We start from the raw sequence: 24,464 nt of genomic DNA, 5'->3' as shown, positions 1-24,464 counted from the left end.
CACGATCTGGCGCGTGGCCACATCAGGAATGGTATCGGGGTTGATGTCAGGAATCTGCATACAGGTAGTCTACCAGACCTTGGCGGGGTTGTCACCATGCGTTCCAGCGATTATGGAGAGGATACGTCTAATTCGCATAATGTAATCACCTTGATGAAGATTCTCCCCACACCTTGACCAACCTCCTCCCTCTAGTGTATGCTGCTTGCTACGTGGCTTATCATGGATCTATCCCATGGCTCAACAACAACCTCCTCCAACCCCCGCGCCCGCCGAGACGGGTGAGTTCCTCTTGGTGCGGGTGAGCGATGAACTCTATGCCCTGCCGAGTGCGGCGGTGCGCGAGGTTGCGCGCTGGCGTGCCCCGACCGCTGTCCCTGGTGCGCCGCCCATCCTGCCTGGTATTATTAGCCAGCGCGGGGTGGTGACGCCGATTGTTGATCTGCGTCTTATGCTTGGCCTTGCCGCTCAGGCGACGACCCGCGCTACACGCTTGATTATTATGCACCACGAGAGTTGCGATCTGGCTCTCTTGGTGGATGCGGTGCTTGACCTCGCTGCGCTGCCCCCTGCTGATCTCACTCCGCCCCCCGCTGCCCTTGAACCGAGCCGCGCCCGCTTGCTCACTGCAGTCGCTCGCTATGGCGACCGGCCCCTCGCGCTGCTGAGTTTGCCCGCCTTGATTGCTGCGGTACAAGAAAATCTCTAGGCTTTGCGTTTTTAACCATTTGTGCCATTGTGGTTCAATCTTCTGCTACCATAGATACTGAGCTTCCGCTCCTCCTTGAGGTGCAGACGGCTCAACGTCTCTACCTCGTGCCACGTTCCCATGTTGATTATCTCGTGAAGTATGCGAGTGCGACGCTGCCTGAACGTGATGCCCGTGGTCGCCCGGTTGTGGGCTGCGAGTTGGGTGCGTTGCTCGATCCGTCAGATCTTGGTCTGCCCCCCAGAAACCATGCGCTGACGGTGGCTCTGCGGCGACGTACGGTGGCGATGCTTGTTGCCCGCGTCACTAATCTTACTGCCCCTGGACCAATTCAGCCCCTTGGTCCACTGCTCACCCCTCGCCTCGCTCGTCCTTGGCTCCTTGGAGCTGTGGTTATTGCCGATTCTCCTGTCCTTGTCCTCGATCTCCGCCGTATTGCGGCGGATGTTGCCCTTGGCGTGGTTTGATGTGGGTGTAAGCCTGGGTGTCTCATGGTATGGAAGAACCATGTTCTTCCATGCCTGCTTTTAGGGATGCGTGAGGCGAAGACGCGAAGGCGCGATGGCGCGAAGGCGCGATGACGTGACGACGCGAAGACGCGAAGGCGCGAAGGCACGATGACGCGAAGGCGCGAAGACGCGATGACGCGATGGCGCGGTGACGCGATGGCGTGATGACGCGATGACGCGATGACGCGATGACGCGAAGGCGCGAAGAGTTGATGGCTTCATGTCCCCACCACATCCCCGCATCCTCGCATCCCCGCATCCTCGCATCCCCGCATCCTCGCATCCTCGCATCTCCGCATCCTCGCATCTCCGCATCCTCGTATCTCCGCATCCTCGCATCTCCGCATCCTCGCATCTCCGCATCCTCGCATCTCCGCATCCTCGCATCTCCGCATCCTCGCATCCTCAGTATCTTCTCTGGGAGAACTCTATGGAAACGTCCATGCCTAGACCTGCTGCTCGACGATCCAGTGATCCAAGTCAAGAGCAGCCGATGATTCTACGCGATAATCTTGGTACCCTCTCGCGGCTGATTGTTGGCAGTATGGTGCTGCTGCTCTGCTATTGGCTGGGAGTGCTACTGCTCTGGGGTATGGGCCACCTGAATGACCAAAATCTGTCGCTTGCTTCGGTGGCTGCGGTGCTTGCGCTGGGTGCCCATATCGCTGCCTTTGCGCTGCTACGCCGCAGTATGGTTGGCCTTAGTCGCCGTACGCTCTTCTATGCGATGCTCTTTGCCGCTGCGGCCTTCGCTCTGGTCTTTGGTGGCCCCGGTGGGCCCCTTGCGATGCTCTTTCTGATCCCGGTGGTCTGCGCTGGATTGCTTGGTGAGCGCTACGATAGCATTCTGGTTGCGGTTGCTGCGGTCTTTTTCTATGCCCTTATGGGTATGGCACAACAATCGGCACTACTCGATCCACTGGTGATCGCCTTCCCGGTCTCGCTGGTGCCCTTTGGCGCTACGGCGATCTTTCTGGCCTATCTTGCTTGGCTCAGTGGGCACGACCTCGCTCGGGTTGTGCGCCAATCGCATAACCGCGCCGATGAGTTGCTCCAGAAGACCGAACAGTTGATGGAGAAGAGTATCCAACAGGTTGAGTTGGGGAGCGAGTTGGCGAGCGCTGCGGGTGAGTTGCAGACCGCGTCGCAACAACAGGCAAGTGGTGCGACCGAGCAGGCAAGTGCGGTCACTCAGGTCTCGACGACGATTGAAGAGTTGGGGAGTACCGCCCGCCAGATTGCGCAGTCTTCCGACCATGTGGCTCAAGCGGCTCAACAGACGCTGGAGAATCTCAGTAGCGGCCAGGGTGCGGTGGACGAGAGTATCCAGGCGATGGAACGCATCCGTGGGCGCGTCTCCGATGTCTCCAATCGCGTCCTGAGCTTGGGGGAACGCTCGCAGCAGATTGGTGAGATTATCGATCTGATTGATGATATTTCCGATGAGACCCACCTGCTTGCGCTGAATGCGGCGATTGAGGCTGCTGGTGCTGGCGAACATGGCCGCCGCTTCGCCGTCGTGGCCGCTGAGGTGAAGAGTTTGGCCAATCGGACCCTCGCTGCGGCCCGTGAGGTGAAGGGGGTGATTGCCGAAATTCGCCAAGCTACTGCTGCCGCTGTACTCGCGGCTGAAGAGGGTAGCAAAGAGGTTGAACGTGGCGTTGAATTGGCCCATCGTGCAGGCCAAACGATGGATAATATCGTGATGGTGGCTGAACGTACCGCCCAGAGCGCTGCCGAGATTGGCCTCGCCACCGCCCAACAGCAGAGCGCCAGTGAACAGGTGGTTGAAACCATGCGCGAAATTGCTGAAGTCGCCCGCCAAACCGCCCTCGGTGCCCGCCAAATGGCCGAATCGGCTGCGATGCTCACCGCGATTGCGGATCGCCTCCACGGGATTGTGGTAAGTGAGGGAGCATGAGGAGCGAATGAACAGAAGAACGAATGAACAGAGGAGCGAATGAACAGAAGAACGAATGAACAGAGGAGCGAATGAACAGGAGAACGAATGAACAGAGGAACAGATAGTAGCTGCGTATAAGCGTCCTCCGTTCTCCTGTTCTCCTGTTCTTCTGTTCTCCTGTTCTCCTGCTCCCCTGTTCTCCTGCTCCCCTGTTCTCCTGTTCTTCTGCCCCCCTGTTCTCCTGCTCCCCTGTTCTCCTGTTCTTCTGCCCCCCTGTTCTTCTGCCCCCCTGTTCTTCTGCCCCCCTGTTCTTCTGCCCCCCTGTTCTCCTGTTCTTCTATTCTTCTGTTCTTCACCATGGATCTCTCCTCCTTCTACAACCAGTTCCGCGAAGAGACCACCGAGAATGTGCGGGTGCTCGGTGATGGGCTGTTGAGCCTTGAGACGGAGCAAGATGAGGCGTTGCGTAAGGCGACCATTGACCGCGTCTTTCGCGCTATGCATACGATCAAGGGTTCGGCGCGTATGCTGGGCTTTGAGGGGGTGGGACGTTTGGCCCACGCGCTTGAACATCTGCTCGGCGAGTTGCGGCAGGGCCAGCGTGGCCTCGACCGCCCTTTGGCTGATAGTCTGCTGCGTGGCGCTGATGCGATCTTGAGCCTGACCCTGGCCGCTGTGGATGGTCAGCCGCCGCCCCTCGATGTGGAAGCGGCCCTCGCAGCGCTGCCTGGTGCAAGTGATGCGGCCCCGGCCCCGACGCCTGCTGCGGCTCCGGCCCCGGCTGCGCCCCCCGCGCCCGCTACGGCCCCCGCGCCCGCGCCCACCCCTGCGCCCACTGCGGCCCCCGCTGCGGCCCCCGCACCCGCCGCGCCCCGGCCTACCTCGCGCCAAACCATTCGTGTGCGTGTGGATCGCCTCGACCGGATGCTCAATTTGGCCGGTGAGTTGGTGGTGGGCCAACAGACGTTGCTTAACCATAATGAGCAATTGGTCGCCATGCAACAGCTTGTGGATCATCAGCAGCGTGCCCTGGCTGAACTTGAGGCTGAGTTGCAGCGCCTGCGCTTTTCGCCCGCCCAACGCCAGAGTATCGATCTGCGCCTTGCATCATTGCGTGAAACAAGCGATGAGGTGCGTAATCTGACACAACGCGAGAGTGACCGCTTTATGCGCCATACCGGCCAGCATGGCTTGCTGGTTAAAGATTTAGAACTTGAGGTCATGTCGGCCCGTCTGCTGCCTATTGCAACGGTCTATGCCAATTTGCCACGGGCGGTGCGCGATCTCACCCATGCCACGGGCAAAGAGGTGCGCCTTGAGTTGCGCGGTGAACAGGTGGAGCTTGACCGCAAGGTGCTTGAGTTGATCCACGATCCGCTGCTCCATTTGGTTCGCAATGCGCTTGACCATGGCTTTGAAGCGCCAGCCGAGCGGAGCGCCGCTGGTAAAGCTGCCGCCGGGCTGCTTGAGGTGAGTGCTGAGACGGTTGGCGGTGAGGTGCGCGTGGTCATTAGTGACGATGGGCGCGGTATGGATCCGCAACGGCTGCGGGAACGTGCGGTGCGTATGGGTATGCTTGCCAGTGATGCGGCAGCTTCGCTCTCCGATAGCGAAGCGCTTGACCTGATCTTTCAACCCGGCTTCTCGACCGCCGCAATGGTCACCGACATCTCTGGGCGCGGGGTGGGCATGGATGTGGTGCGTACCAACCTGAATGAGCTAGGTGGCCAGGTTCACCTCGAATCCCAAATTGGTCACGGCACGCGGGTCATTCTCACCCTACCGCTCACCGTGGTTACGACCCGGGTCATTCTGGTGCGCGTGGGTAATGGCACCTTCGCCCTACCTGCTACGGGCTGCCAGGGCACCGTCTGGGTGCGCCAGAGCCAGATTCGCGCCCTTGAGGGCCAGCCAACCATCGAGTTGGCTTCCCGCACCCTTGCGGTTCTCACCCTCGCCGAGCTGATCGGCATCACAACGCCTTCGCCTTTCAACCGGAATGATCGCGCCCCCGCGATTCTGGCCGGTACGCCGCAACGACGGGTTGCGCTCCTGGTAGACCAACTGCTCGATGAGCGTGAAGCGGTGATCAAGCCGCTCGGCAGCATCCTGGCGAAACAGCGGCGCTACGGCGGAGCTGTGCAGCTTGGGGATGGCAGCCTCGTCCTGCTGCTCAATCCGAGCATGCTCGGCCAAGCCGGGCGCACCACCACCCTCACGCGGCCCCAAGCCGCACGCCGCCGCTCGCGCCTCTTGGTGGTTGATGACTCCTTCACCACCCGCGAATTGATCCGCAGCATCCTCCAATCGGCGGGCTATGAGGTCAGCGCCGCCCTCGATGGCGCTGATGCGCTTGACAAGCTCCGCAGCGAGCCCTACGATCTTGTTGTTAGTGATGTCGAAATGCCCCGGCTTGACGGCTTTCAGCTTGCTGCAAGCATCCGCAGTGATGCCCAGTTGCACGCTATTCCCGTCATTCTCATCACCAGCCTGGCCTCGGAAGAGCATCGCCGCCGCGGCCTTGAGGCTGGCGCACAAGCCTATATTGTTAAAAGTCAGTTTAATCAGCAGAGTCTGCTCGATGTGGTCCGTCAACTCCTTGGTGGCGGTGAGGCTACGTCGTAACGCAATAACAAATAATCACTAAGAGGAGCATCATGACGAGTAAAATCCTAGTAGTAGACGATAGTAAACTCGTCACCGATATCGTCAAACTACGCCTTGAGATGTACGGTTATGCCGTGCGTCTGGCCCACAGCGGCGAAGAGGCGCTCGAACGCATCGCTGAAGAGGTGCCCGATCTCATGGTTCTCGATGTCAATATGCCCGGAATTGATGGCTATGAAGTCTGCCGCCGCCTGCGTGATAATCCTCTACTTGACGATCTGCGGATTATTATGCTCACCTCAAGTGATGACAAGAGTGCCGCCTTTGAAGCCGGGGTGGATGATTACCTCAATAAAGATATTGACCTGCTCAACTTGCCCAATCGAGTCAAACTTGTCCTCGAAATGGAGTAGGAAACAGCAGCAGTAGGTCTACGACCATGAATATACCGCTACGCATCCTGGTGGTTGATGATTCGGCGCTGATGCGTCGGCTGCTGCGTGATCTGCTCGAGAGCGATCCGGAGATCCACGTTGTGGGTGAGGCAGCCAATGGGCGCGAAGCGCTCGCCCAGGTGGACAAACTCCGTCCCGATCTGATTACGCTTGATGTTCGTATGCCGGTGATGGACGGGATCGAAACAACCCGCCAATTGATGGCCTATCACCCCACTCCGATCCTAGTGCTTACCGCTTCACTCAATAGCTATGAGATTGATATTACCTTCGAGATGCTCGGCGCGGGTGCGCTTGATGTGATGGAAAAACCGCGCATGGGCGACGCCGCTGCAATTGAAGATGCCCGCCGCCTGCTCATTCGCAAAGTGCGCCTGCTTTCGCGGGTGAAGGTGGTGACCCATCTGCGGGGACGGCGTCCCCGTAGCGCGGTGTCCGCTGCGGTGGCGAGCACTTCCACCACCCCGCCAGCAGTGCGCCCCAAGTTGCCGCCCCCACCAGAGCCGAGTGGTCTACTGCCGCGCCCCGCCCGTCGTGCCCCAAGTGCCTCTACTGCCCCCCTTGCGCCACGCTTTCCCGTGGTGGTGATTGGGGCCTCGACGGGGGGGCCACGCATCGTGCGCCAGATACTGGCCGATCTGCCCGACGATTTCCCCGCCGCCATCATCGTTGTGCAACATATTGCCCAAGGCTTCAGTGGCGGCATGGCGGAATGGCTCGCCACAAATCTGGCCCTGCCTGTCCACCTCGCCACTGAGGGAGCGCATCTGCACCCCAGTGAAGTACTGCTCGTGCCCGACCGCTATGATCTGCTGCTACAACCCGATGCGACCATTCACCTCAGCGGCCTCCCGCTGCTGCTGCAACGCCCAGCGATTGACATTGCGATGCAGTCGGTTGTCACGGTCTTTGGGGCGGCTACCACCGGCGTACTGCTCACCGGCATGGGCCGCGATGGCGCATTGGGCATGCGTGCCATCCAACGGGCTGGAGGGCTCACCATTGCCCAAGATGAGGCCACCTCGACTATCTTTGGCATGCCGCGTGCTGCCATTGAACTGGGGGCTGCTGCGCTAGTGCTGCCCGCTGCCGCCATTGGCACAACGCTACGTGAACGTGTGGGGGTGTTATCATGAGTACCCCGGCCAAGCCTGAATTGCTCACTCCGCGCCAGATCAGCGCCCTGCGCGATCTGCTTGCTGCCTATTGTGGCGTCTACCTCGATGAGACGCGCAATGCTTCGCTTGCAGCCGCAACTCAACGGCGCGCGACGATCCTGGGGCAAACCCCGCAGAACTATGTAAGCAACCTGGGCCTAAGCATTGACCGCGCTGAACTTCAGCGCCTCGCCGAATTGCTGCTCAACCACGAAACCCAATTCTTTCGCAATCGGCCCCATATGCAGGCCCTACGCCAGGTGATTATTCCCGAATTGCACCAGCGTCTGCCTCCCGGCGCGCCCCTGCGCCTCTGGAGTGCCGGTTGCGCCACTGGCGAAGAGCCCTACTCATTGGCTATCACCGCCCTCGAAGCCTTCAACGACCGCCTGGATCGTCCGGTTGAGGTCTGGGCTACCGATCTCAGCACCACCGCCCTTGAACGGGCGCACACGGGCATCTATAAAGGGCGGAGCCTCGCCAACCTCAATAGCCAGCAGCGCGCCCGCTACTTCACCGCCCGTGGCGCCGAACTCGCGGTAGCCCCCCGCGTGCGTGAACTGGTTCATTTTGAACAACTCAACCTCCTCGAACCCTTTCCCACCAGGGCGCGAGGGGTACATATCATTTTTTGCCAAAATGTTACCATCTATTTTCAAGTTCAAACTTGTCGCATGCTCATGGAGCGGTTTTACCAAAACCTTGACGAGGGCGGCTCGCTCTTCTTAGGCTTTTCTGAAACGCTCTGGAATATCTTTGATCGTTTTCGCTGGCGCGAAGTTGAGGGGGCCTTTGTCTACTATAAGGCCAGCATGGATGCACTGGCGACACCGTTGCCCCCCTCCCCCTCGAAGAAGACCCTTGAGCATCAGCCGCTCGCAACCCTGCCTACGATCCGCCCGCGCCCGAAGAGCGAGCCGCCTGCCCAATTCACCCCGCGCCCGCCCCGCCCGCCCCGCCCCCTAGCGCCCATCAGCCATCCCGCTGCAAGCGAGATTATCGCCCAAGGCCAAACCCTGCTCGATGCTGGCCAGACCGATGCTGCCCTGGCGATCTTCTACAGTGCGCCCCTCGTGGGGGCTCACGCACCCCAGATTCTGGCCCTAGCCGCCCGCGCCCACGCCGACCGGGGAGACCTCGATCTGGCCGCTGCCGAGGCACGCCGCGCCCTCGAACTCAACCCGCTTACCACCGAAGCACACCTACTGATTGGCCTCATCCACGCCCGCCAAGGTCGCCCCGCTGCGGCCATTACCCAACTCGAACGCGCCCGCACCCTCGATAGCGAATCGCCCCTCATCCTCTTCCACCTAGCCGAATGTTACCGCCAAATTGGACGTGCAAGCGAAGCGTTGCGCGATTACCGGACTACCATGCGCAAACTCGCCACCCACCCTCCCGATAAACTGATTGACGGCGTTGCTGCCGGTTGGCTCAGTGAAACCTGCCGCCGTTATGTCGCCATGATTAGCGGTGAGGGACTGTAGAGGCACAGAGATGTTCACCACAGAGGCACAAAGAACACAGAGATGATGAGGTAAGCGCAATCACAGTTACTTACGCCCTAAACTCCAAACCTCTGTGTTCTCTGTGCCTCTGTGGTAAAAAAAACGGTGCCTCTGTGGTAAGAAACTCAGCCCCTCGAACCCTCCCACACAATGCTATGTATCCCCTCCCTAAGCCCAAACATAAATCCACCCAGCCCCGTTGCGGCAGCCTGCTCAGCCATGAAGCCGGGGTGACGCTGCGCCGTCCACGGAAACGGGTGGTTGCGCCGGTGCCTACGCTCACCCCTGAACAGCAGCGGCGCAACGCCGAGATCGAACAGGAACTCCAGTTGGCCCGCGATCTGCAACAGGGCTTGCTGCTCGAAGCAGCCCCACGCCTGCCCGGCTGGGAGCTTGCGGCGGTCTCATTGCCAGCGCGTGATCTGGGGGGCGATCTCTACGATTTCCTTGACTTAGGCGCTGGTATTCAGGGTATCATGATTGGCGATGTGAGTGGCAAAGGGCTCTCGGCGGCACTACGCATGGCGGTGGCGCGCACGGTCTTTCGCCACGAAGCCCGCCGCGCCGATCAGCCCGGGCCCACGTTGGCTGAAGTCAACCGAGGTGTCCTGCGCGAAATCCCTCAGGGGATGGTTACCATGTTCTATCTCTGCCTCGATACCAAGCAGGGCTTGCTGCGCATGGCCAACGCTGGTCACACCTTTCCTCTCTTTATCAACAGCACCGTCACAGAAGTTGAACTCTCCGGCCTGCCCCTCGGCGTTGATGGCGATAGCGATTACGAAGAGGCAACAGCGAGCGTACAACCTGGCGAGACGCTGTTTCTCTATACCGATGGTGTGCTTGAAGCTGAAAATACAGAAGGGGAAATTTACACCTACGAACGCCTCCAAGCTCTGATCGAAGCCAATGTCCACCTCAAACCCCGTGCCATCGTCAGCCTCTTGCTGCGTGAGTTACGCACATGGAGCGAAGGTAGCCAGAATGATGACGTGACCATGGTGATTCTGCGGCGGCGCCTGACCAACTTGGACGCCGAATTGCGTAGTGTTGCCAGCGATGTGCTTGGGTTTGAACGCGCAAACACCTTCTGGGTCGAGCATGTTACCCTGAACCCTAATGCCGATGCGCATGCATGGATTGCCGCCCTGCCCGACCTACTCAAGATCGCCCAAACCCGCTTTGGGCGTGGCCTCGCCCGCGAACTTAATCAGCAGTTACGTTTAGCTCTTGAGGATTACCGTTAGTTGGGGATGACTGTGATTTTTGTAGGGCGGTGCCCTACATCCCGTTGGGGGGAGGCGTAGCCTCTGCCAGAGCTTATCAGTACCTACTACACAAGATAAAAGGTCTATATACCACTCTAGGTTACCAGAAACCCGTATACATCCGTTAGGCAACATGGTATAGTTGTAGCCCGGTAGCGCATTGCGCCACCGAGCGGATGAGACGGAGTTATGCTATGTCGGCGAATGATCAGCTCCAATTTATGCCGCTCGATCTCGACACCTTTACAGGGAGCGAGCGGTTTATGGCTGGCACGCGGCTTGGCGCGGCGTTTAGCCAGGGTATGCGCTCATACCTACGCGCAGCCTACACCGAGGCCATTGAACATTTCAAGGCGGCCCTGATCGCGGCCTATGTTGACGGCGAAGAACAAGCCCAGATCTTTGAACGTGAACGGGCCATTATCTATCTCTACATCGGTAACGCCCTTGCTTTCCAAGATGATTGGGAAGGGGCGCTACGCGAATACCTAGAGGCTGTGCAGACGGATCCACAGTTGGCCGAGGCCCACTACAACCTGGGGGTCTCGTTTGCCGCTATGGGCCAGATTGATCGTGCGATTGCGGCCTTCAAAGAGACCCTGGAACACAATCAGGGGCTCTATGAGGCCCACTTTGCCCTTGGGCGCTGTTACCAACTCGCCGATGATGCAGGACGCGCCTACATTCACTATAGTAGTGCCTGCAACGCTCGCCCGCAGGCCGCAGAACCACGCTACTACATGGGCCTGATGCACCAGAGCCACGGTGCCCACGAGTTGGCGCAACGCTGCTTCGCCGAGGCGCTGCGCGTTGAACCTACCTTCGTTTCGCCTGACCCTGAACCCGGCGAGAGTACGCTGGTGACGCGCAGCGAAGATGAGGTGGTGCAGTGGTATTACCGCCTAAGCAATGCGCTCAAGCAGCAACGCTACGAAGATGAGGCTGAACGTATCTACCGCGCCCTGCTGCAGTGGCGGCCCCAAGAGTATCAGGGCCACTACCTCTTGGGCAACCTGCTTGCCCGCCAGCGCCGCTTCGATGAAGCCCTCGAGGAGTATGGCAAGGTGCCGCCCCAACATCGCCAGTATGTCGAGTCGCGCCTACGCATGAGCGCGGTGCTACGCATGCAGAAGCAGACCAAACAGGCTTACGATCTGCTCTTTGAGTGTGCGCGGCTCAACCCTGGCAATGGCCAACTTTTCCTCAATATGGGGAAACTGCTCTACGACATGGGCCTCAATACTCAGGCGGTGCGTGCCTTTGAACGTGCCGTGCAGTTGCTACCGCGTGACCCCCAGGCCCACTATCTGCTAGGGTTCATGTACTCAAGCTTGGGGCGTGAGAATTGGGCCTTGGCTGCATGGCGCAAAGCGGTTGAATTGGCCCCCGATGCCCACTCACTACGCTTCGATCTCGGCTACATGTATGTACGGCGTGGTCGCTACGATCTCGCCGCCAACGAGTTTCAACACGTCCTCGATCACTGGCCCGAAGATGTCGAGACCAGCTTTATGCTTGGGCTCTGTTTCAAAGAGTTGGTGGAACCGGCCCGCGCCATCCCGCTTTTTGAAAAGGTACTACGCCGGAACCCACGCCACGCCCAGGCACTCTACTACCTCGGTGCCTGCTACCTTCAGATTGGCAATACTTCCCTTGGCAAAGCCTACCTACGCCGCTACGACCACCTGGCCCGCCAGAGTCCGACTACCACGCCAGGCGCTGCAAGCGCACGCCGCCGTAATAGCAGTGCGACTAAACAATCGTCGTGAGGGATGCGAGATACAGAGAATTTCACCACAGAGGCACCGAGGGCACAGAGTTTTTGACCAGAATAGTGCCAACTACGGTGATAGCCATACCTCAAACCTCTCTGTGTTCTCTGTGTCTCTGTAGTGCAATCCCTCTGTACCTCTCCCCAAACTCTCCCACCGCCTCATCGCCAAAAGGTACCCGGTATGGATCGTGTTGAACTCAACATTCCCTCAAACCCCATCTTCGAGCGGGTGGTACGTGCAAGTGCAGCCGAGGTCGGCAGTGCCTTCGGCTTCTCGGAGGAGCGGATTGAGGATCTCAAATTGGCTATTAGCGAAGCCGTCAATAACGCGATCGACCACGGGAATCGCGGCGAGGCAGGCAAGCTTGTGGCGGTCGTCTTTGAAATTGATGGCGAAAAGTTGGAAATTCGCATCAGCGATCAAGGCCCCGGCGTTGAACGGATTGATGTCACCCGCCGTGTTGTTGATGAGGCCAATCTCGAAGCGGGCGAACTGCGCGGCTTTGGCATGTACCTAATCAGCGAACTTGTTGATGACCTAGAGGTAAGTTCCTCCCATCGAGGGACGATCCTCACGCTACGACTCTATCGGAGGGAGCAACCATGAGCGATATTATCCGTCGTGAGGAGTTTGGCGAAGTGGCCATTCTTCATGTAACCACTACGAGCGTGGACGCTATCTCCGCAGCAGCCATTGCTGCTGAGTGCCAAGATATGCGTCCCATCACCGTGCTTGATTTTAGCGAAGTCTCCTTCATCAACTCAGCAGGTATCTCCGCCCTGCTCAAGTTTGTCGTCTCGGCCCGTAAGTCGGGCTACAAGCTCTTTGCCATGCACGTCAGCCCCCACCACCAGAAGATCTTCAAAATGGTCGAGATGTCGCGCTTTATGCCCACGATTGAAGAGCGTGACCTCGCTGAGTATCGGATTGCTTCCTGAGGATACGAAGAACGGAAGAACGGAAGAACGGAAGAACGGAAGAACGGAAGAACGGAAGAACGGAAGAACGGAAGAACTGCAAACCTATTGGCTACTTCCTCATTTCTGTATCCTTGCTATGTGCGCTCTGATTGGACAGTTTGCGTCAATGGTATACTGAGCAAATTAAAAACTACGATGCAATGTAGTACACATATGTTTGTGGTATAGTTAGGCTGCGCAGCATGTGATTTATTGTGCATAGCACGTTTTGTAGAGTACGGGATGCCCCTCCCGCCATGACCCCGATTCCATGACCACCAACGAGGTAGCTGTGATTAAAATGGTGATGATAGCAGAAGACGACCCCTCCACCCGTCGGCTCTACCGCTTCCTGCTTTCCAATAGCGGCTATAAAGTTGTCGAAGCCGAAGACGGCCTTACCGCTCTTGAGTTGCTCAAGGATGCACCATGTCAGTTACTCGTTACCGATATGAACATGCCCCGTATGGGCGGGCTTGAACTGGTGCGCCAACTGCGCCAGCAAAATTCCCCCATCTATGTCATTATGGTAACCGCCTTTAGCACCCCTGAAACTGAAAAACAGGCCATGAAGGTGGGCGTCAATGAGTACCTGACCAAACCCTTTGAGTACGAAGACTTGGAACGGCGCGTCCAAAATTTCTTTGCCCGCCCCCAGAGCCAAAATGCTTGATGAATGAATTGTTATCACATCTAACCACAGCATGACTTTCAGTTCAACCTGTTTGCCCCTACAATAGGTACATTAAGCAAGGAGTTCATATGCTTGATGGCTCTCAAGGGGTTCCTCATACCCATGCCCGTCTACTTATTGTTGAGGACGATCCAAATATTCGATTTTTCTGCCAACGCCTCTTGGGTTCTCAGTATCATGTAAACATAGCTGAAAATGGTGTTCTAGCATTAGAATTTCTGGCTGAACAAACGTTCGATCTTGTTATTACTGATATACAGATGCCAATGATGAGCGGCATCCAATTACTTAAGCAGATACGAGAACACCACGCGGAAGTTGATACGCTCGTCATGACCGCTCACGCCACGGTTGAGACGGCCCGTGAGGCGCTGAAGTTGGGGGCGCTCGACTATATTGCCAAACCGATTGACAGCGAAAATTTGCTGCGTACTGTGCGTACCTGCCTGGAGTTGCGCCGCGTCCGCCAAGAAAAGGAACGGCTCTCCGATCTGGTCTTGATGTACCAGTTTAGCCAGACGATTGCGACGACACTGGCGATTGAGACTCAAGTGGAGCAGATTTTTGAGTTCCTCTGGCGTCGTTATGCCCCAGAGAGCTTGGTACTCTCCATGATCGTTGATGATCAACACCTGATGCGCTTGGGCGCACGCAATAGCGCCGGTTGGCAACCTGATCGCCCCGCCCTCCCGCTGCCTGATACGCGTACCCTCGATACGCTACCACGTACCCACATGCAGCTTATGGGTAAGGTGGTGCCCACCGAACAGATCCGCTTTGCTGGGGTGGTCTTGCGGAGCCACGGTAGGCCAATTGGCTATTTGCACATGGAACGCCATGGCGAACAGCCCATCTTCGACCAGAGTGAACGGCGTCTGCTGGGCATCTTTGCCAGCCAAGTGGCCGCTTCGCTCGATAATGCGCGCCTCCATCAAGCCCTCAAGGAGCAGAACCGCCAGACAATTGAAGCGCTCGCTGAGGCGATTGATGCCCGCGACACCTATACCTATGGCCATTCGCGTCAGGTCACCCGCTATGCTGTTCGCTTGGCCCAGGCCGTTGGCCTGCCCCCCGAACGGGTTGCATTGATTGACTACGCTGGCCTGCTCCACGATGTCGGCAAGATCGGCATCCGCGACCATATCCTGCTCAAGCCCGGCAAGCTCACCGATGAAGAGATGGCCATGATGCAACGCCACCCCCAGATTGGCGTCAAGATCATTGAAGGGGTGTGTGGCTTACGCGAAACCCTGCCGATCATCGAGTTCCATCACGAACGCTGGGACGGTAAAGGCTACCCCCATGGCCTTGCCGGGGAGGCTATTCCCCTCGAAGCGCGCATCCTGGCCATTGCCGATGCCTTCGAGGCCATGACTGCCAACCGCGCCTATCGCCCCGCGATGGAGACCGCCCAAGCCCTTGAGATTCTCGCCAAAGGCCGGGGGCTCCAGTGGGACGCCCAACTTGTTGATCAGTTCATTGCGCTCATTGAGCGCGAAGGCGATCAGCTACGCAACCGTGAGCGCTTGCGCCAATCGCCCCTCAATGAGATTCTTGAAGGGAAGAGTATTGGCTAATGCCTCTCTACCAGACGCTGAATTTTAGTCATTGGTATAAAAAGCCTCAACCTTGAGATAGTGATCGAGAGAGGCTACATTGCACGAAAAGACCGCTCGATCATGTTTGTGCTGATCGAGCGGTTCAATACGGTAGTGTGAGGGCATAGTTCACCAAGAGCTAATCAATAAAGAGCTTACTGTGGATTGTACAGTAAAATGCCGTACAAGGCAACGAGGGCGTGGGAGAACCTAGTTCTCCCACGCCCTCGTTTGTGAAACAAGCCCACACCCTCGGTGAGGATTTGGCGGCTGCGCCGCTAAATCCTCACCAAAAGACGAGACTTACAACAGCTCGGCCCACGCCTCGTAGAGTTCGTCCTTGGTCTTGATGCCAGCGCGCGGTAGCGCATGGTTGACCGCGTAGGTCGCACCGGCGTGGCGGTTCTCCCAGATGGCCTGGTGCGCTTCCTCCAGATCCTTCCAGTCCACCAGCACCGGCTCGGTGATCGCCAGCATGCCTGCACTGATCTCGTCGAGCAGGCGCAGGATCTCGTAGGCGTTGGAGAGGTGGGTGCCCCAGAGGTTGGCGGTCGGCATGTAGATGCGGCGCTGGCGCATCCAGATCTGCGGGGCGAAGAAGGAGTAGCGCTTGCCGCCCATCTCCTCGAAGTAGACGATGCGCCCGATGAAGGGCTTGACCAGCATGGCGCTGACGTTGAGGCTGTCGTGGCCCGCCCGCTCGATGATCATGTCGGGGTAGCCACGCGGGTTGTCGGCGCTCACGAGGAAGGTGCCAATCGCGCTGCCCAACGGCTTGAAGGTCAGGTCATTGAAGCGGCGTACCGCCTCCTTCAGCCCATCGGGGTCGGTCTTGGAATCAGGCAGGTCGGGCATGGTCTTGGGCCAATCGAAGTCCTCACCGTAGCGCCGGTGCAGCTCCTCGATACTCACCACGCCGCGTAGCGAGGCGCCGAAGCCCAAGCTGAGCACAAACTCGCGCTGCGCGTCGGTGTAGGTGACAACAACGATACGCGAGCCAATCGCACGGGCTGCCTCAACCGCCTCGAGGCCCGCCTCGTCCACGAGGGCACCATCCTCGACCCCGTAGTAGATCATGACCGCCTGGCCGCCCCGCAGCCCAGCGCGGCGCATCATCTCCTCGGGGCCGGAGTGGCCCGGCTTGCCCAAGAAGGTGAAGTGGTAGCCCGAACTGGCCCCGTAGAAGGTCAGGGTCGGGATGTGACCATCACGCGGCTCGCCGAGCAACTGGAAGCTGCGGGCGAAGGCCTGCTCACCGGCGTGCGAGATGGCGTAGTCGGCGAGGTGGTGGTTGTTCTGCTGGCGGAACATGTTGAGCAACGGCTCGCCCGCCTTCTCCCATGCCTTCCACTCTGCCGGATCCGCCGGAATGCGCGTGAAGATGTCGGCGATGCTGGGGTCTTTGCGGTTGACCGCACCCTTGCCACCCGCCTCGATCAGCGTCTTGGCGCGTGCCTCACTCGAAACCATACCGATCACGCGCAGGCCGCTGCGCGCCGCCGAGCGGGCCGCGTCGAGGCCGGTGCCGGTGGCGGCACCCTCAATGAAGACGCTCTTGCCCGCCTTGATCGCCAAGGTGGTGAAGAGCGCGCGGTAGGCGGTACCCAGGTTGAGCATAAAGCTCCCCGCCGCCTCAAGCGACATATCGGGGGCCAAGGGCAGACACTGCGGTGCCTGCGCGATCATGAACTGCTGATGCGAACCGTCGGGCGTGTTGTAGCCCTGGATGAAGAAGTCGGCAGCCATCGGATCGAGGCCCATCATCGGCGAGAGGACGTTGCTCTGGCCCGAATAGACCGCAACGAGATCACCGACCTTGATGCGCCCCTCTTCACGGATCTGATCACCGACAGCAGCGACGAGTGCCACACCACCCGAACCAGTGATGTGCCAATCGCGGTCGTGCTCATCAAAGAGCGAGACCGGAATACCCGTAATCGCCCAGATGTCGTTGAAGTTGACTTCGCTGGAGAGGACGTAGAGCAGTGCCTCGTTGGCATTAGGCGTCTCGACCGGAATGATCACCTCGCGCTCGCAATCCTTCGGATCACCCACAAGGTCTTCGCCCGTCACCGGGTCGCGGATGACACCCTTGGCGTACTGCCACGTCGGGATAGCGGTCACCCCGGGGAAGAAGGGCGAGCCAATCGGCAGCAGTTGCCCGGTCTCGCAGTAGAGCTTCTCCTGCTCGGCACTGACCAGCGGGCGGCGGGTGGGCAGCGGGGCGCTGCGCTTGTCCATGAAGTCCTGGATCCCCTTCTTGCCGCCTTCAGGATCAACCACAGCCTGTGCAAAGAGCTTGGCCTCATGCTCAAGCCCCTGCTCGAAGCCATGCTCAAAGCCGTAGGTAATCGCCTCAAGCGCCCGATCCACAGCCTCCTTACGCCCGGCCCCTTCGGCCTGGTTGAGGATGCGCTGCACGCGGAAATTCTGGATGATCGCGTTCAGTTCATCCTTGACAAACTCAGGCTGCGGCTGCTCCCACTCAGTCAGTGCCTGCTTGCGGCTCTCGAAAGCCTCCTTGAGGACACCACTGCCCTGCATGTACTCACGCACCAGGGCCGAGGCGATACTCAGGGAGCTCTCGGTGCCAACGGCGAGGCGCTCGATCAGGCCAATCTCGTGGGCCTCATCGGAGGGGATGGTGCGGCCACCAAGGATCAACTCCATCGCGCGGAGCGAGCCGGTGCCTTCGGTGCTCTTGTAGAGCAGGCGCGGCAGGCGCTGGGTGCCGCCATAGCCGGGCAGCAAGCGCAGGTTGATCTCAGGCTGCCCAAACTGGGCGTGCTGATCGGCCACGCGGTAGTGGCAGGCGAGGGCAAACTCAAGGCCGCCACCAAGGGCCACACCGTTGATCGCGGCGATGCAGGGCTTGTTCATCCGCTCAATCTTGCGGAAGGCGAGGTGCGCGTTGTTGGGTAGCGCAATCGCATCCTCAAAGGTGTGCATATCCTCAAGCAACTGGCGAATATCGGCACCGGCCACAAAGCTCTTGGTGCCCTGACCCGTAAAGATCACAGCGGCAATATCTTCGCGGCGCGAGAGGTGATCAACAATCGTATTCAGCTCATCGAGCGCACGCTCATTGAGCGCGTTCACCGGCGGATTGGTGACGGTCACAATCGCCTGGCGCTTGGTGGCATTGAGCTTATGGTACTCAATGCGGAAGTAGCGGTAGCGCTCAAAGATCTTCTGCTCATCGGCCTGCTTCTGCTTACGCTTCCACTCATCAATCTTGACGCGGATCTCATCAAGCGACTCAGGGTTACGCAGGCTGGAGGTATCACCCAAGTCCTCATCGAGCATGAGGCTGCGCAGGAAGCGGCGCATATACTTGCCACTGCGCGTCTCGGGGAAGGCCGCGACCTCAATGTAGTCTTCGGGGACGGCAACGATACCCTTCTCGTTGCGGACAAGATCATCGAGGCGCTTGCGGTCAATGCTGGTCAGGCGCATACCGGGGGCGGTGAGTACAAACGCGACCGGCGTAAGGCCCTTTTCGCGGTGGGGCGCACCGACCACGATACAGTTGCCCACTGGCGAATCGGAGGAGGTCTGCTTATCGCGCAGAATCGCGCCCTCAATCTCCTCAGTGCCCATGCGGTGGCCCGAGACGTTAATCACATCATCGGAGCGCCCGTGGAGCGTAAAGGAGCCATCGTTATACTTCATGGCGAAGTCGCCCTGGATGTAGGCCCACTCGCCATTGGGCCCACGGCGCCAATAGGTCTTGCTGAAGCGCTCGGCATCGCCATTCCAGGCGGTCAGCGGCTGCTCACCGGCCAGCACGCGATCAAAGCCAGCCACATCACCCCAGATGGTGCGCGTCAGGTAGGGGTAGGGCGTCGTGATTACAATCTCGCCCTTCTCCTCCAACTCAGCGGCGCGATAGGTGGCGGTGGTACCATCAGCAGCAAGCTCACCCACCCAGACATCACCCGTCACCCAGGGCAGCGGGTAGGTATGGGCATCGGGGCGCAGCGGATAGTCATCATTGCCGTAGAAGTGGGTCCAGACAATGCCACCATGCTCAGTGGCCCAGTAGGAGTTGATATACTGGGGCGACATCACCTCCATACCAAACTGCTGCACCGCAGGGCTCACCGGCTCGGCACAGAAGGTACAGACACGCAACGAGGACACATCGTACTGCTGAACGTCGGCCACATTCTGCGGGTTGGTCATCACCGACTTGAGGAAGGTGACGCCAGCCTTAAAGATCTGAATCTGATTGCGCTCGATGATACTGGCGAAGCGACCGGCGCTAGGGAAGACGGGCGAACCCTCAACCAGCACCCCGATACAGCGGCTCGCCATCGTCGCGGTGAGCATATAGCTCTGGCCCGTGATCCAGCCTGGATCAGCGACCACCAGAATGGTATCACCGGGCTCAGCATCGAAGCTCACCTTCATCGTATGCACCAGGCCAGCGACATAGCCACCGTGGACGTGAACCACACCCTTGGGCTTGCCGGTGGAGCCAGAGGTATAGATGATGAACATCGGATACTCGGCATCAACCGGGGTACAGGGAGCAGCACTAGCGAGGATGGGGTAGAGTTGATCGATTGGCAGGGCGAGCAGTTCGGCCTCACTCGTCACCGTCGTATTAAACTTCTTGGCCGCCTCAAGCAACTGCTCAGTAGCCTCAGCAATCAGATCGTGGCTCCAGCGGTCGCGCTCAGGGCGCCAGAGGATATCCTGGCCGGTATGGCGCACCACCACCACGGCATCCACGCGGGGCGAAGAGACCACAAGGGCGCGGGCAATCGCGGTGCGGATCTGCGACTGGGCGGTAACATCGAGATCATCAAGCTCTTGCAGCGCCTTGCCGACGCCACGCATCACATCGGAGCGCTCGACCGTAATATCCTCGGCGATGGTCTCCTTTACAATCGTGACAATCTTGTCGCTATGGGCCGCCTCAACCCGCTGCTCCTTAAGCGTCTGTTCAACAATCGCAAAGGCCATCTCGATCGGAATAAACTTATCGAGGGCTTGGTCGGTATAGACCTCTTTGTAGGGCACAATCTGGGCATTGCGATAGGCCCCATCGGAGGTAATCACAATACGGGCACCCGCGTTATGGATGCGGTCGGAGAGCGTCTTATCGGAGAAGCCACCGAAAACGGGGGTATAGACAATCCCAAGGCGCTTGGCAGCCTCGGTGTAGTAGATCTGCTCAAGAATATTGGGCATATTGAGCGCAATGCGGTCACCCTGCTTCAGCCCAAGATTCTTGAGGACAAGGGTCGCCTTCACCACCTCAACGAGGAGTTGCTTACGGGTAATCTTCTCCTCAAGAACGGGGCCACCGCGCCCGCCATTGAGCGAGCTATCCCAGCGGTCACCCTCAAAGACAAAGGCAAGCTCAGAGCCAAAGCCCATCAGGACATGGCGATCAACCTCATTGAAGCAGGCATTGGTCAAGCCCCCTTCAAACCAACGATAGTGGGGAGGCGTATCAGCATTGAAGGTACGCTGCCAGGGCTGATGGTCAGCGCCATAGGCCACTTCAACCGGAGCGCCGGTCTTGGCATCAAGCCCAATCCAGCGGCTCGTAGCCTCATCCCAGATAATCCATGCGTGAAGGGTGGCATCGAACCAATGGATAGCCGAGCGAGCAATTGTACCTTGGAACGCACCCGGGTCAGCCAGGAACGCCTGGCGTTGGGCTTCCCAATCGGCGCGCGAGCGAATCGGATTGCTACGGGGGGCGCGCGACGGAGCGAGGGACGGGGCCTCGATCATTGGTGATCCTCCAACTTTTTCACTACTGCGTGCTACCTACGCGAACAATGTAGCCCCTAGCGGGGGCTTGGGGGCATGGCCCCCGAAGAGATTCTCTGGGGCGCAAGCCCCACAGCTTGTGACATGATGAACAAAGCGTATCCACGCTAGGGTAAACAAATTATAACAAATCGTCAAGGGTGAGTCGGGCGGGATGCAAACTACCCGATCTGATGGGTATAGCTTGGTGTCGTATAACGGCATGCGTATGCTACACTATAGTCATAATGATGGCTATCTCAGGGAGGGTATAGATGGGTAAACGCTACTCCATCGCCGAGGCGCGGCACAATCTTGCGGCGGAAGAAGCCCTGAGCCGCGCCGCTTGGCTTCGGCAGGTTCAGCCAGCGGCTTGGTGGCGCGGTGGCGCGGTGGTTTCGATAGGCTCAGCCACCAAGCCTACGGTTGTTATGTGGCAGCGCCCCCGCTGCGCAACCTGTCGAATAGCTAGTTACTCTCCATAGACTCGGTTACGCCCTTGATGCTTAGCCTGATAAAGGGCTTGATCTGCGGATCGTTGCAAATGCTGCAAGTCCGTTTTGGTGCTTTCGCGTCCATGCAGGGCTACCCCCACGCTCAGGGTCACAACCTTAGCCACGCTGGAAAAATCATGGGGGATTGCCAGGCGCTCTATCGCGAGCCGCATCTGTTCAGCGAGATGGAGAGCGCCATCCATTGCCGTTTCCGGCAGGAGGACAACAAATTCTTCACCGCCATAGCGTGCGACCAGATCCAGGGGCCGTTTAGCGTATTGCACGAGGGTCTGAGCTACTTGCTGTAGGCACACGTCGCCAGCACCGTGACCGTAGTGGTCGTTGTAGAGCTTGAAATGGTCAACGTCCATCATCACGAGCGCCAGGGGTAAGCCGCTGCGCCGAGCGCGCTGCCACTCCAGTTGTGCTCGCTCATCAAAATGGCGCCGGTTGGGAATGCCGGTCAGACCATCCTGCATGGAGATTTTCTCGAGCAGATCGGTCTTGATCATGAGTTGCTTTTCAACAAGCTTGCGCTCGGCGATCTCTTGTTCAAGAGCGACATTGGTGGCATGCAAGATCGCTTCGGCTTGTTTACGTTCGCTGATGTCTTGCTCGAAGCCAAACCAGCGACTGTCTCCATTGTCAAAAAAAATCGGACTCGATTCAATCAGCACAAAACGGACTTCACCACCGACAATAATCCGACCTTCCCAAACAAACGGTTGGCGTTCACGCACGACCTGCTGATTCAGTTGTTTGAAAACTTCGATCTCGTCAGGATGGACGATACTCCAAGCCAGCCAAGCATTGTTCAGCACATCCTCTCGCCGGATCTGATTCATTGCACACCAGCTATCGCTGACATACTCAAATTCGATCTCGCCATTCGCCCGCTGCCAAAACACATAAACCCCCACCGACACGTAGGCCACCAAGTCGTTGAAACGGCGTAAACTTTCGCTCAAGGCTTCCTCGGCACGCTTGCGATCAGTCACATCAGCAAGCACGCCCTCCCAGACCGTTGTGCCATCAGGGAGGGTGCGTGGGAAGGATTCGGCAGTTATCCAGCGAATTTCACCCTCGACAACAACGCGCGTCTCACCAAAAAAGGGCTTCCTTTCATTGAAAGTCTCTGCATTCAGTGCAACCCAGGCATCAAAATCATCAGGATGCACACATGCAAAGCCTTTCAATGGATCAGAGGCGGCTTCTTCTCGGGTCAATCCGGTAAGCTTTAGAAAACGACTGCTCATGAAGGCAAAATTTGCCATGCCGCCATCGGCAGGTTGCACCATCGTGTAGGTACCAACGGGTATGTTTTCCGTCAATTCATAGGCTGTTTTTTCTAACCTTTCCTCGGCAATGCGCAGTGTTTTTTCCGTTTTATCACGTTCATATACTGCTTTTTCCATTTCTTTGAATAGAAAAATAATGAGTGCCATAAGCGCAAGTATGATCAATACAACAACCAGGTACATCCACAGCAGCGGGGAGGAGGGGAAGGCATGTGAACGCCATCCAGTCGTGGGTATGGCTGCAATTTGCCAACTGCCATGCGGCAGTTCGACCAACCGAGTCACTGGATTTGTTTCAAAGACCAAAGGATCGCCCCAAAAAACCTCACCCTCCGGGCCGCTTGCATCCCTACCCCTTATGGCAATTTGCAAGACAGCGTGGTCTGCGGTTATGCCCGCCCCAGCAAACATGCTCTCGGTATGCATGACCACGGAAGCAAAGCCCCAAAATACCTCCTGCTGCGCGACGGGATCAGTGATATTGATGGGAATGCGGGCAATGATGCCCTCACCACCCTGTACGAGTTCAAGGGGTCCAGCAAGTACAATTTCATTGATTTCCAGGGCCAAATTAACTGCTTCAATTTGATTTGGTAGAGAGGTGTAGTCAAGTCCAATGGCGGATTCATTGCCTTCAATGGGGTACATGAATTGAAGGATCATGTCTCTGGCCAGACCGATGTTTCTCAAGTCATGATCACCACTGAACTGCACCCGCATGGCCTTGGTGAAATCATCTTGAGTTAGTTCTGGATTCATGGCCACGATTGACGTAACCGCTGAAACTTTATAGATATTTGCGTAGATGCGGCCTCGCAGCGCTGTCCTGATGTCATCGAGGGCATGCTGTACGTCTTCAAGCTCCTGCTGCCTGTGGCGTTGCGATTCAGCGCGCGCAAGCAGCACACCAACTACCACAAACAGCATTAGTAACAGGGCAAACAACACCGTCCCCAGTGTGGTTAGATAACGTTCATGCCCTATCCATGGCTTTATGGGTGGGTGAAAAAGATTCCATCTGCGTGTCAGGTAACGAAGCATTGTCTTCTGCCTACTCAATCAGAAAAACCCGCCGGACGGTTTAACGCCAAGAGCGCCTCGCCATCCAGTTGCCAAAGCCAGAGTACCAAACTCGGCCAACAATATAATCCGGCCCCATCTACACACCACACTACCATACTACACTACATAGCAACCTTCCGATATGGAGAGAATAATCGTTCTTGGCGTGCCACGTAATGGCCCTCACCCCCCTATCCCCTTTCAGGTATACAGTTTTTGGGAAGCTTTGGATGTGGTGTCAAGAGTTTTCTCAGGCAACGCGAACCAACGACCTGCGAGGTGTGCGCCGTGCAGCCGCCATGCGTAGCCCCACAGACCCAACGGCGCACACCTTGCAGGTCTGAGGTACCAACGGCTCATGAGACCTAGCAGGTGCGGCGCGGTGGGATCGTTGGCGTCCTCATGGTGGCTGCACGCACCCCACCTGCCAGGTCAGGTGCGCTGCTCTTGGTCTATTGGAGCTCGTCAAAAACCCCTTATACCAGTTACGAGTGATGAGTGATGAGTGACAAGCAGGGTATACCTCATTGCAATGCGGTCTGACGTGATTTGCTATGCGGCATGTTCAATGGTAATTTGGCAATAGCGCAAAAGGAACGCTGTGGGAAATCGCCACCCTGGGAGCGCTCCTTTTGCGCAACTGCGTAATTTGGTATTACACACCAAGCGGTGCTGCCTGGTCTCAATGGATCGCGTGAG

General features: G+C 58.0%; 15 protein-coding genes. 13 read left to right on the top strand and 2 right to left on the bottom strand.

The features are described from left to right. The first annotated feature begins 235 nt into the window (after positions 1-235). The 13 genes from CJ255_RS14585 to CJ255_RS14525 all read left to right on the top strand — a co-directional run bounded on the left by CJ255_RS14585 (position 236) and on the right by CJ255_RS14525 (position 15,121). On the top strand, positions 236-709 hold the full coding sequence (locus tag CJ255_RS14585; protein ID WP_097644834.1) for a chemotaxis protein CheW: 474 nt from the start codon (positions 236-238) through the stop codon (positions 707-709). 29 nt (positions 710-738) lie between these two features. Continuing rightward, positions 739-1,176 carry a hypothetical protein gene (locus CJ255_RS23600; protein ID WP_097644833.1) on the top strand — a complete coding sequence of 146 codons (438 nt, stop codon included), beginning with the start codon at positions 739-741 and terminating at the stop codon, positions 1,174-1,176. A 484-nt stretch (positions 1,177-1,660) separates the two neighbouring features. After that, positions 1,661-3,139: a methyl-accepting chemotaxis protein gene (locus CJ255_RS14575; protein WP_174714073.1), complete on the top strand. Its 1,479-nt coding sequence runs from the start codon at positions 1,661-1,663 to the stop codon at positions 3,137-3,139. Positions 3,140-3,478: 339 nt separating this feature from the next. Then, complete coding sequence (locus CJ255_RS14570) at positions 3,479-5,746, top strand: hybrid sensor histidine kinase/response regulator (protein ID WP_097644831.1); 2,268 nt, start codon at positions 3,479-3,481, stop codon at positions 5,744-5,746. Positions 5,747-5,778: 32 nt separating this feature from the next. Beyond that, positions 5,779-6,141, top strand: a complete 363-nt coding sequence (locus tag CJ255_RS14565) for a response regulator (RefSeq protein WP_097644830.1) — start codon at positions 5,779-5,781, stop codon at positions 6,139-6,141. A 26-nt stretch (positions 6,142-6,167) separates the two neighbouring features. Continuing rightward, positions 6,168-7,319: a chemotaxis-specific protein-glutamate methyltransferase CheB gene (gene cheB, locus CJ255_RS14560; RefSeq protein ID WP_097644829.1), complete on the top strand. Its 1,152-nt coding sequence runs from the start codon at positions 6,168-6,170 to the stop codon at positions 7,317-7,319. Continuing rightward, a complete protein-coding gene (locus tag CJ255_RS14555; protein ID WP_097644828.1) occupies positions 7,316-8,827 on the top strand; it encodes a CheR family methyltransferase in 1,512 nt (503 codons plus the stop codon). Before cheB ends, CJ255_RS14555 begins: the two co-directional genes overlap by 4 nt. A gap of 176 nt (positions 8,828-9,003) precedes the next feature. Beyond that, positions 9,004-10,095, top strand: coding sequence for a PP2C family protein-serine/threonine phosphatase (locus CJ255_RS14550; RefSeq protein WP_097644827.1), 1,092 nt, complete (start codon positions 9,004-9,006; stop codon positions 10,093-10,095). Positions 10,096-10,310: 215 nt separating this feature from the next. Then, positions 10,311-11,885, top strand: a complete 1,575-nt coding sequence (locus tag CJ255_RS14545) for a tetratricopeptide repeat protein (protein ID WP_097644826.1) — start codon at positions 10,311-10,313, stop codon at positions 11,883-11,885. Between the two features lie 186 nt (positions 11,886-12,071). Next, positions 12,072-12,497, top strand: a complete 426-nt coding sequence (locus CJ255_RS14540) for an ATP-binding protein (RefSeq protein WP_097644825.1) — start codon at positions 12,072-12,074, stop codon at positions 12,495-12,497. Continuing rightward, positions 12,494-12,829: an STAS domain-containing protein gene (locus CJ255_RS14535; RefSeq protein ID WP_097644824.1), complete on the top strand. Its 336-nt coding sequence runs from the start codon at positions 12,494-12,496 to the stop codon at positions 12,827-12,829. The genes CJ255_RS14540 and CJ255_RS14535 overlap by 4 nt, the downstream gene beginning before the upstream one ends. Before the next feature lie 292 nt (positions 12,830-13,121). Further along, positions 13,122-13,523: a response regulator gene (locus tag CJ255_RS14530; protein WP_245863453.1), complete on the top strand. Its 402-nt coding sequence runs from the start codon at positions 13,122-13,124 to the stop codon at positions 13,521-13,523. A gap of 89 nt (positions 13,524-13,612) precedes the next feature. Further along, entirely contained in the window at positions 13,613-15,121 is a 1,509-nt protein-coding gene (locus tag CJ255_RS14525; protein WP_097644823.1) for an HD domain-containing phosphohydrolase, read from the top strand. A 324-nt stretch (positions 15,122-15,445) separates the two neighbouring features. Here the strand turns inward: CJ255_RS14525 and CJ255_RS14520 are convergent, their stop codons facing one another. Both CJ255_RS14520 and CJ255_RS14515 read right to left on the bottom strand, forming a co-directional pair. Next, positions 15,446-20,893: an AMP-binding protein gene (locus CJ255_RS14520; RefSeq protein WP_097644822.1), complete on the bottom strand. Its 5,448-nt coding sequence runs from the start codon at positions 20,891-20,893 to the stop codon at positions 15,446-15,448. 490 nt (positions 20,894-21,383) lie between these two features. Further along, positions 21,384-23,744, bottom strand: a complete 2,361-nt coding sequence (locus tag CJ255_RS14515; protein ID WP_097644821.1) for a diguanylate cyclase — start codon at positions 23,742-23,744, stop codon at positions 21,384-21,386. Positions 23,745-24,464: the final 720 nt, after the last annotated feature.

Origin of the sequence: Candidatus Viridilinea mediisalina, assembly GCF_002532535.1 — a bacterium.
Lineage (GTDB): Bacteria > Chloroflexota > Chloroflexia > Chloroflexales > Chloroflexaceae > Viridilinea > Viridilinea mediisalina.
Note: the sequence above shows the minus strand (reverse complement) of the source record. Positions and strands in the feature narration are given on the sequence as shown.

What these genes read in the sequence shown, in the direction of transcription:
- CJ255_RS14530 (WP_245863453.1), top strand. Translation starts at nt 13,122, where the DNA reads ATGACCACCAACGAGGTAGCTGTGATTAAAATGGTGATGATAGCAGAA.
- CJ255_RS14570 (WP_097644831.1), top strand. Translation starts at nt 3,479, where the DNA reads ATGGATCTCTCCTCCTTCTACAACCAGTTCCGCGAAGAGACCACCGAG.
- CJ255_RS14525 (WP_097644823.1), top strand. Translation starts at nt 13,613, where the DNA reads ATGCTTGATGGCTCTCAAGGGGTTCCTCATACCCATGCCCGTCTACTT.
- CJ255_RS14575 (WP_174714073.1), top strand. Translation starts at nt 1,661, where the DNA reads ATGCCTAGACCTGCTGCTCGACGATCCAGTGATCCAAGTCAAGAGCAG.
- CJ255_RS14550 (WP_097644827.1), top strand. Translation starts at nt 9,004, where the DNA reads ATGTATCCCCTCCCTAAGCCCAAACATAAATCCACCCAGCCCCGTTGC.
- CJ255_RS14565 (WP_097644830.1), top strand. Translation starts at nt 5,779, where the DNA reads ATGACGAGTAAAATCCTAGTAGTAGACGATAGTAAACTCGTCACCGAT.
- CJ255_RS14545 (WP_097644826.1), top strand. Translation starts at nt 10,311, where the DNA reads ATGTCGGCGAATGATCAGCTCCAATTTATGCCGCTCGATCTCGACACC.
- cheB (WP_097644829.1), top strand. Translation starts at nt 6,168, where the DNA reads ATGAATATACCGCTACGCATCCTGGTGGTTGATGATTCGGCGCTGATG.
- CJ255_RS14585 (WP_097644834.1), top strand. Translation starts at nt 236, where the DNA reads ATGGCTCAACAACAACCTCCTCCAACCCCCGCGCCCGCCGAGACGGGT.
- CJ255_RS14515 (WP_097644821.1), bottom strand. Translation starts at nt 23,744, where the DNA reads ATGCTTCGTTACCTGACACGCAGATGGAATCTTTTTCACCCACCCATA.
- CJ255_RS14520 (WP_097644822.1), bottom strand. Translation starts at nt 20,893, where the DNA reads ATGATCGAGGCCCCGTCCCTCGCTCCGTCGCGCGCCCCCCGTAGCAAT.
- CJ255_RS14535 (WP_097644824.1), top strand. Translation starts at nt 12,494, where the DNA reads ATGAGCGATATTATCCGTCGTGAGGAGTTTGGCGAAGTGGCCATTCTT.
- CJ255_RS14555 (WP_097644828.1), top strand. Translation starts at nt 7,316, where the DNA reads ATGAGTACCCCGGCCAAGCCTGAATTGCTCACTCCGCGCCAGATCAGC.
- CJ255_RS14540 (WP_097644825.1), top strand. Translation starts at nt 12,072, where the DNA reads ATGGATCGTGTTGAACTCAACATTCCCTCAAACCCCATCTTCGAGCGG.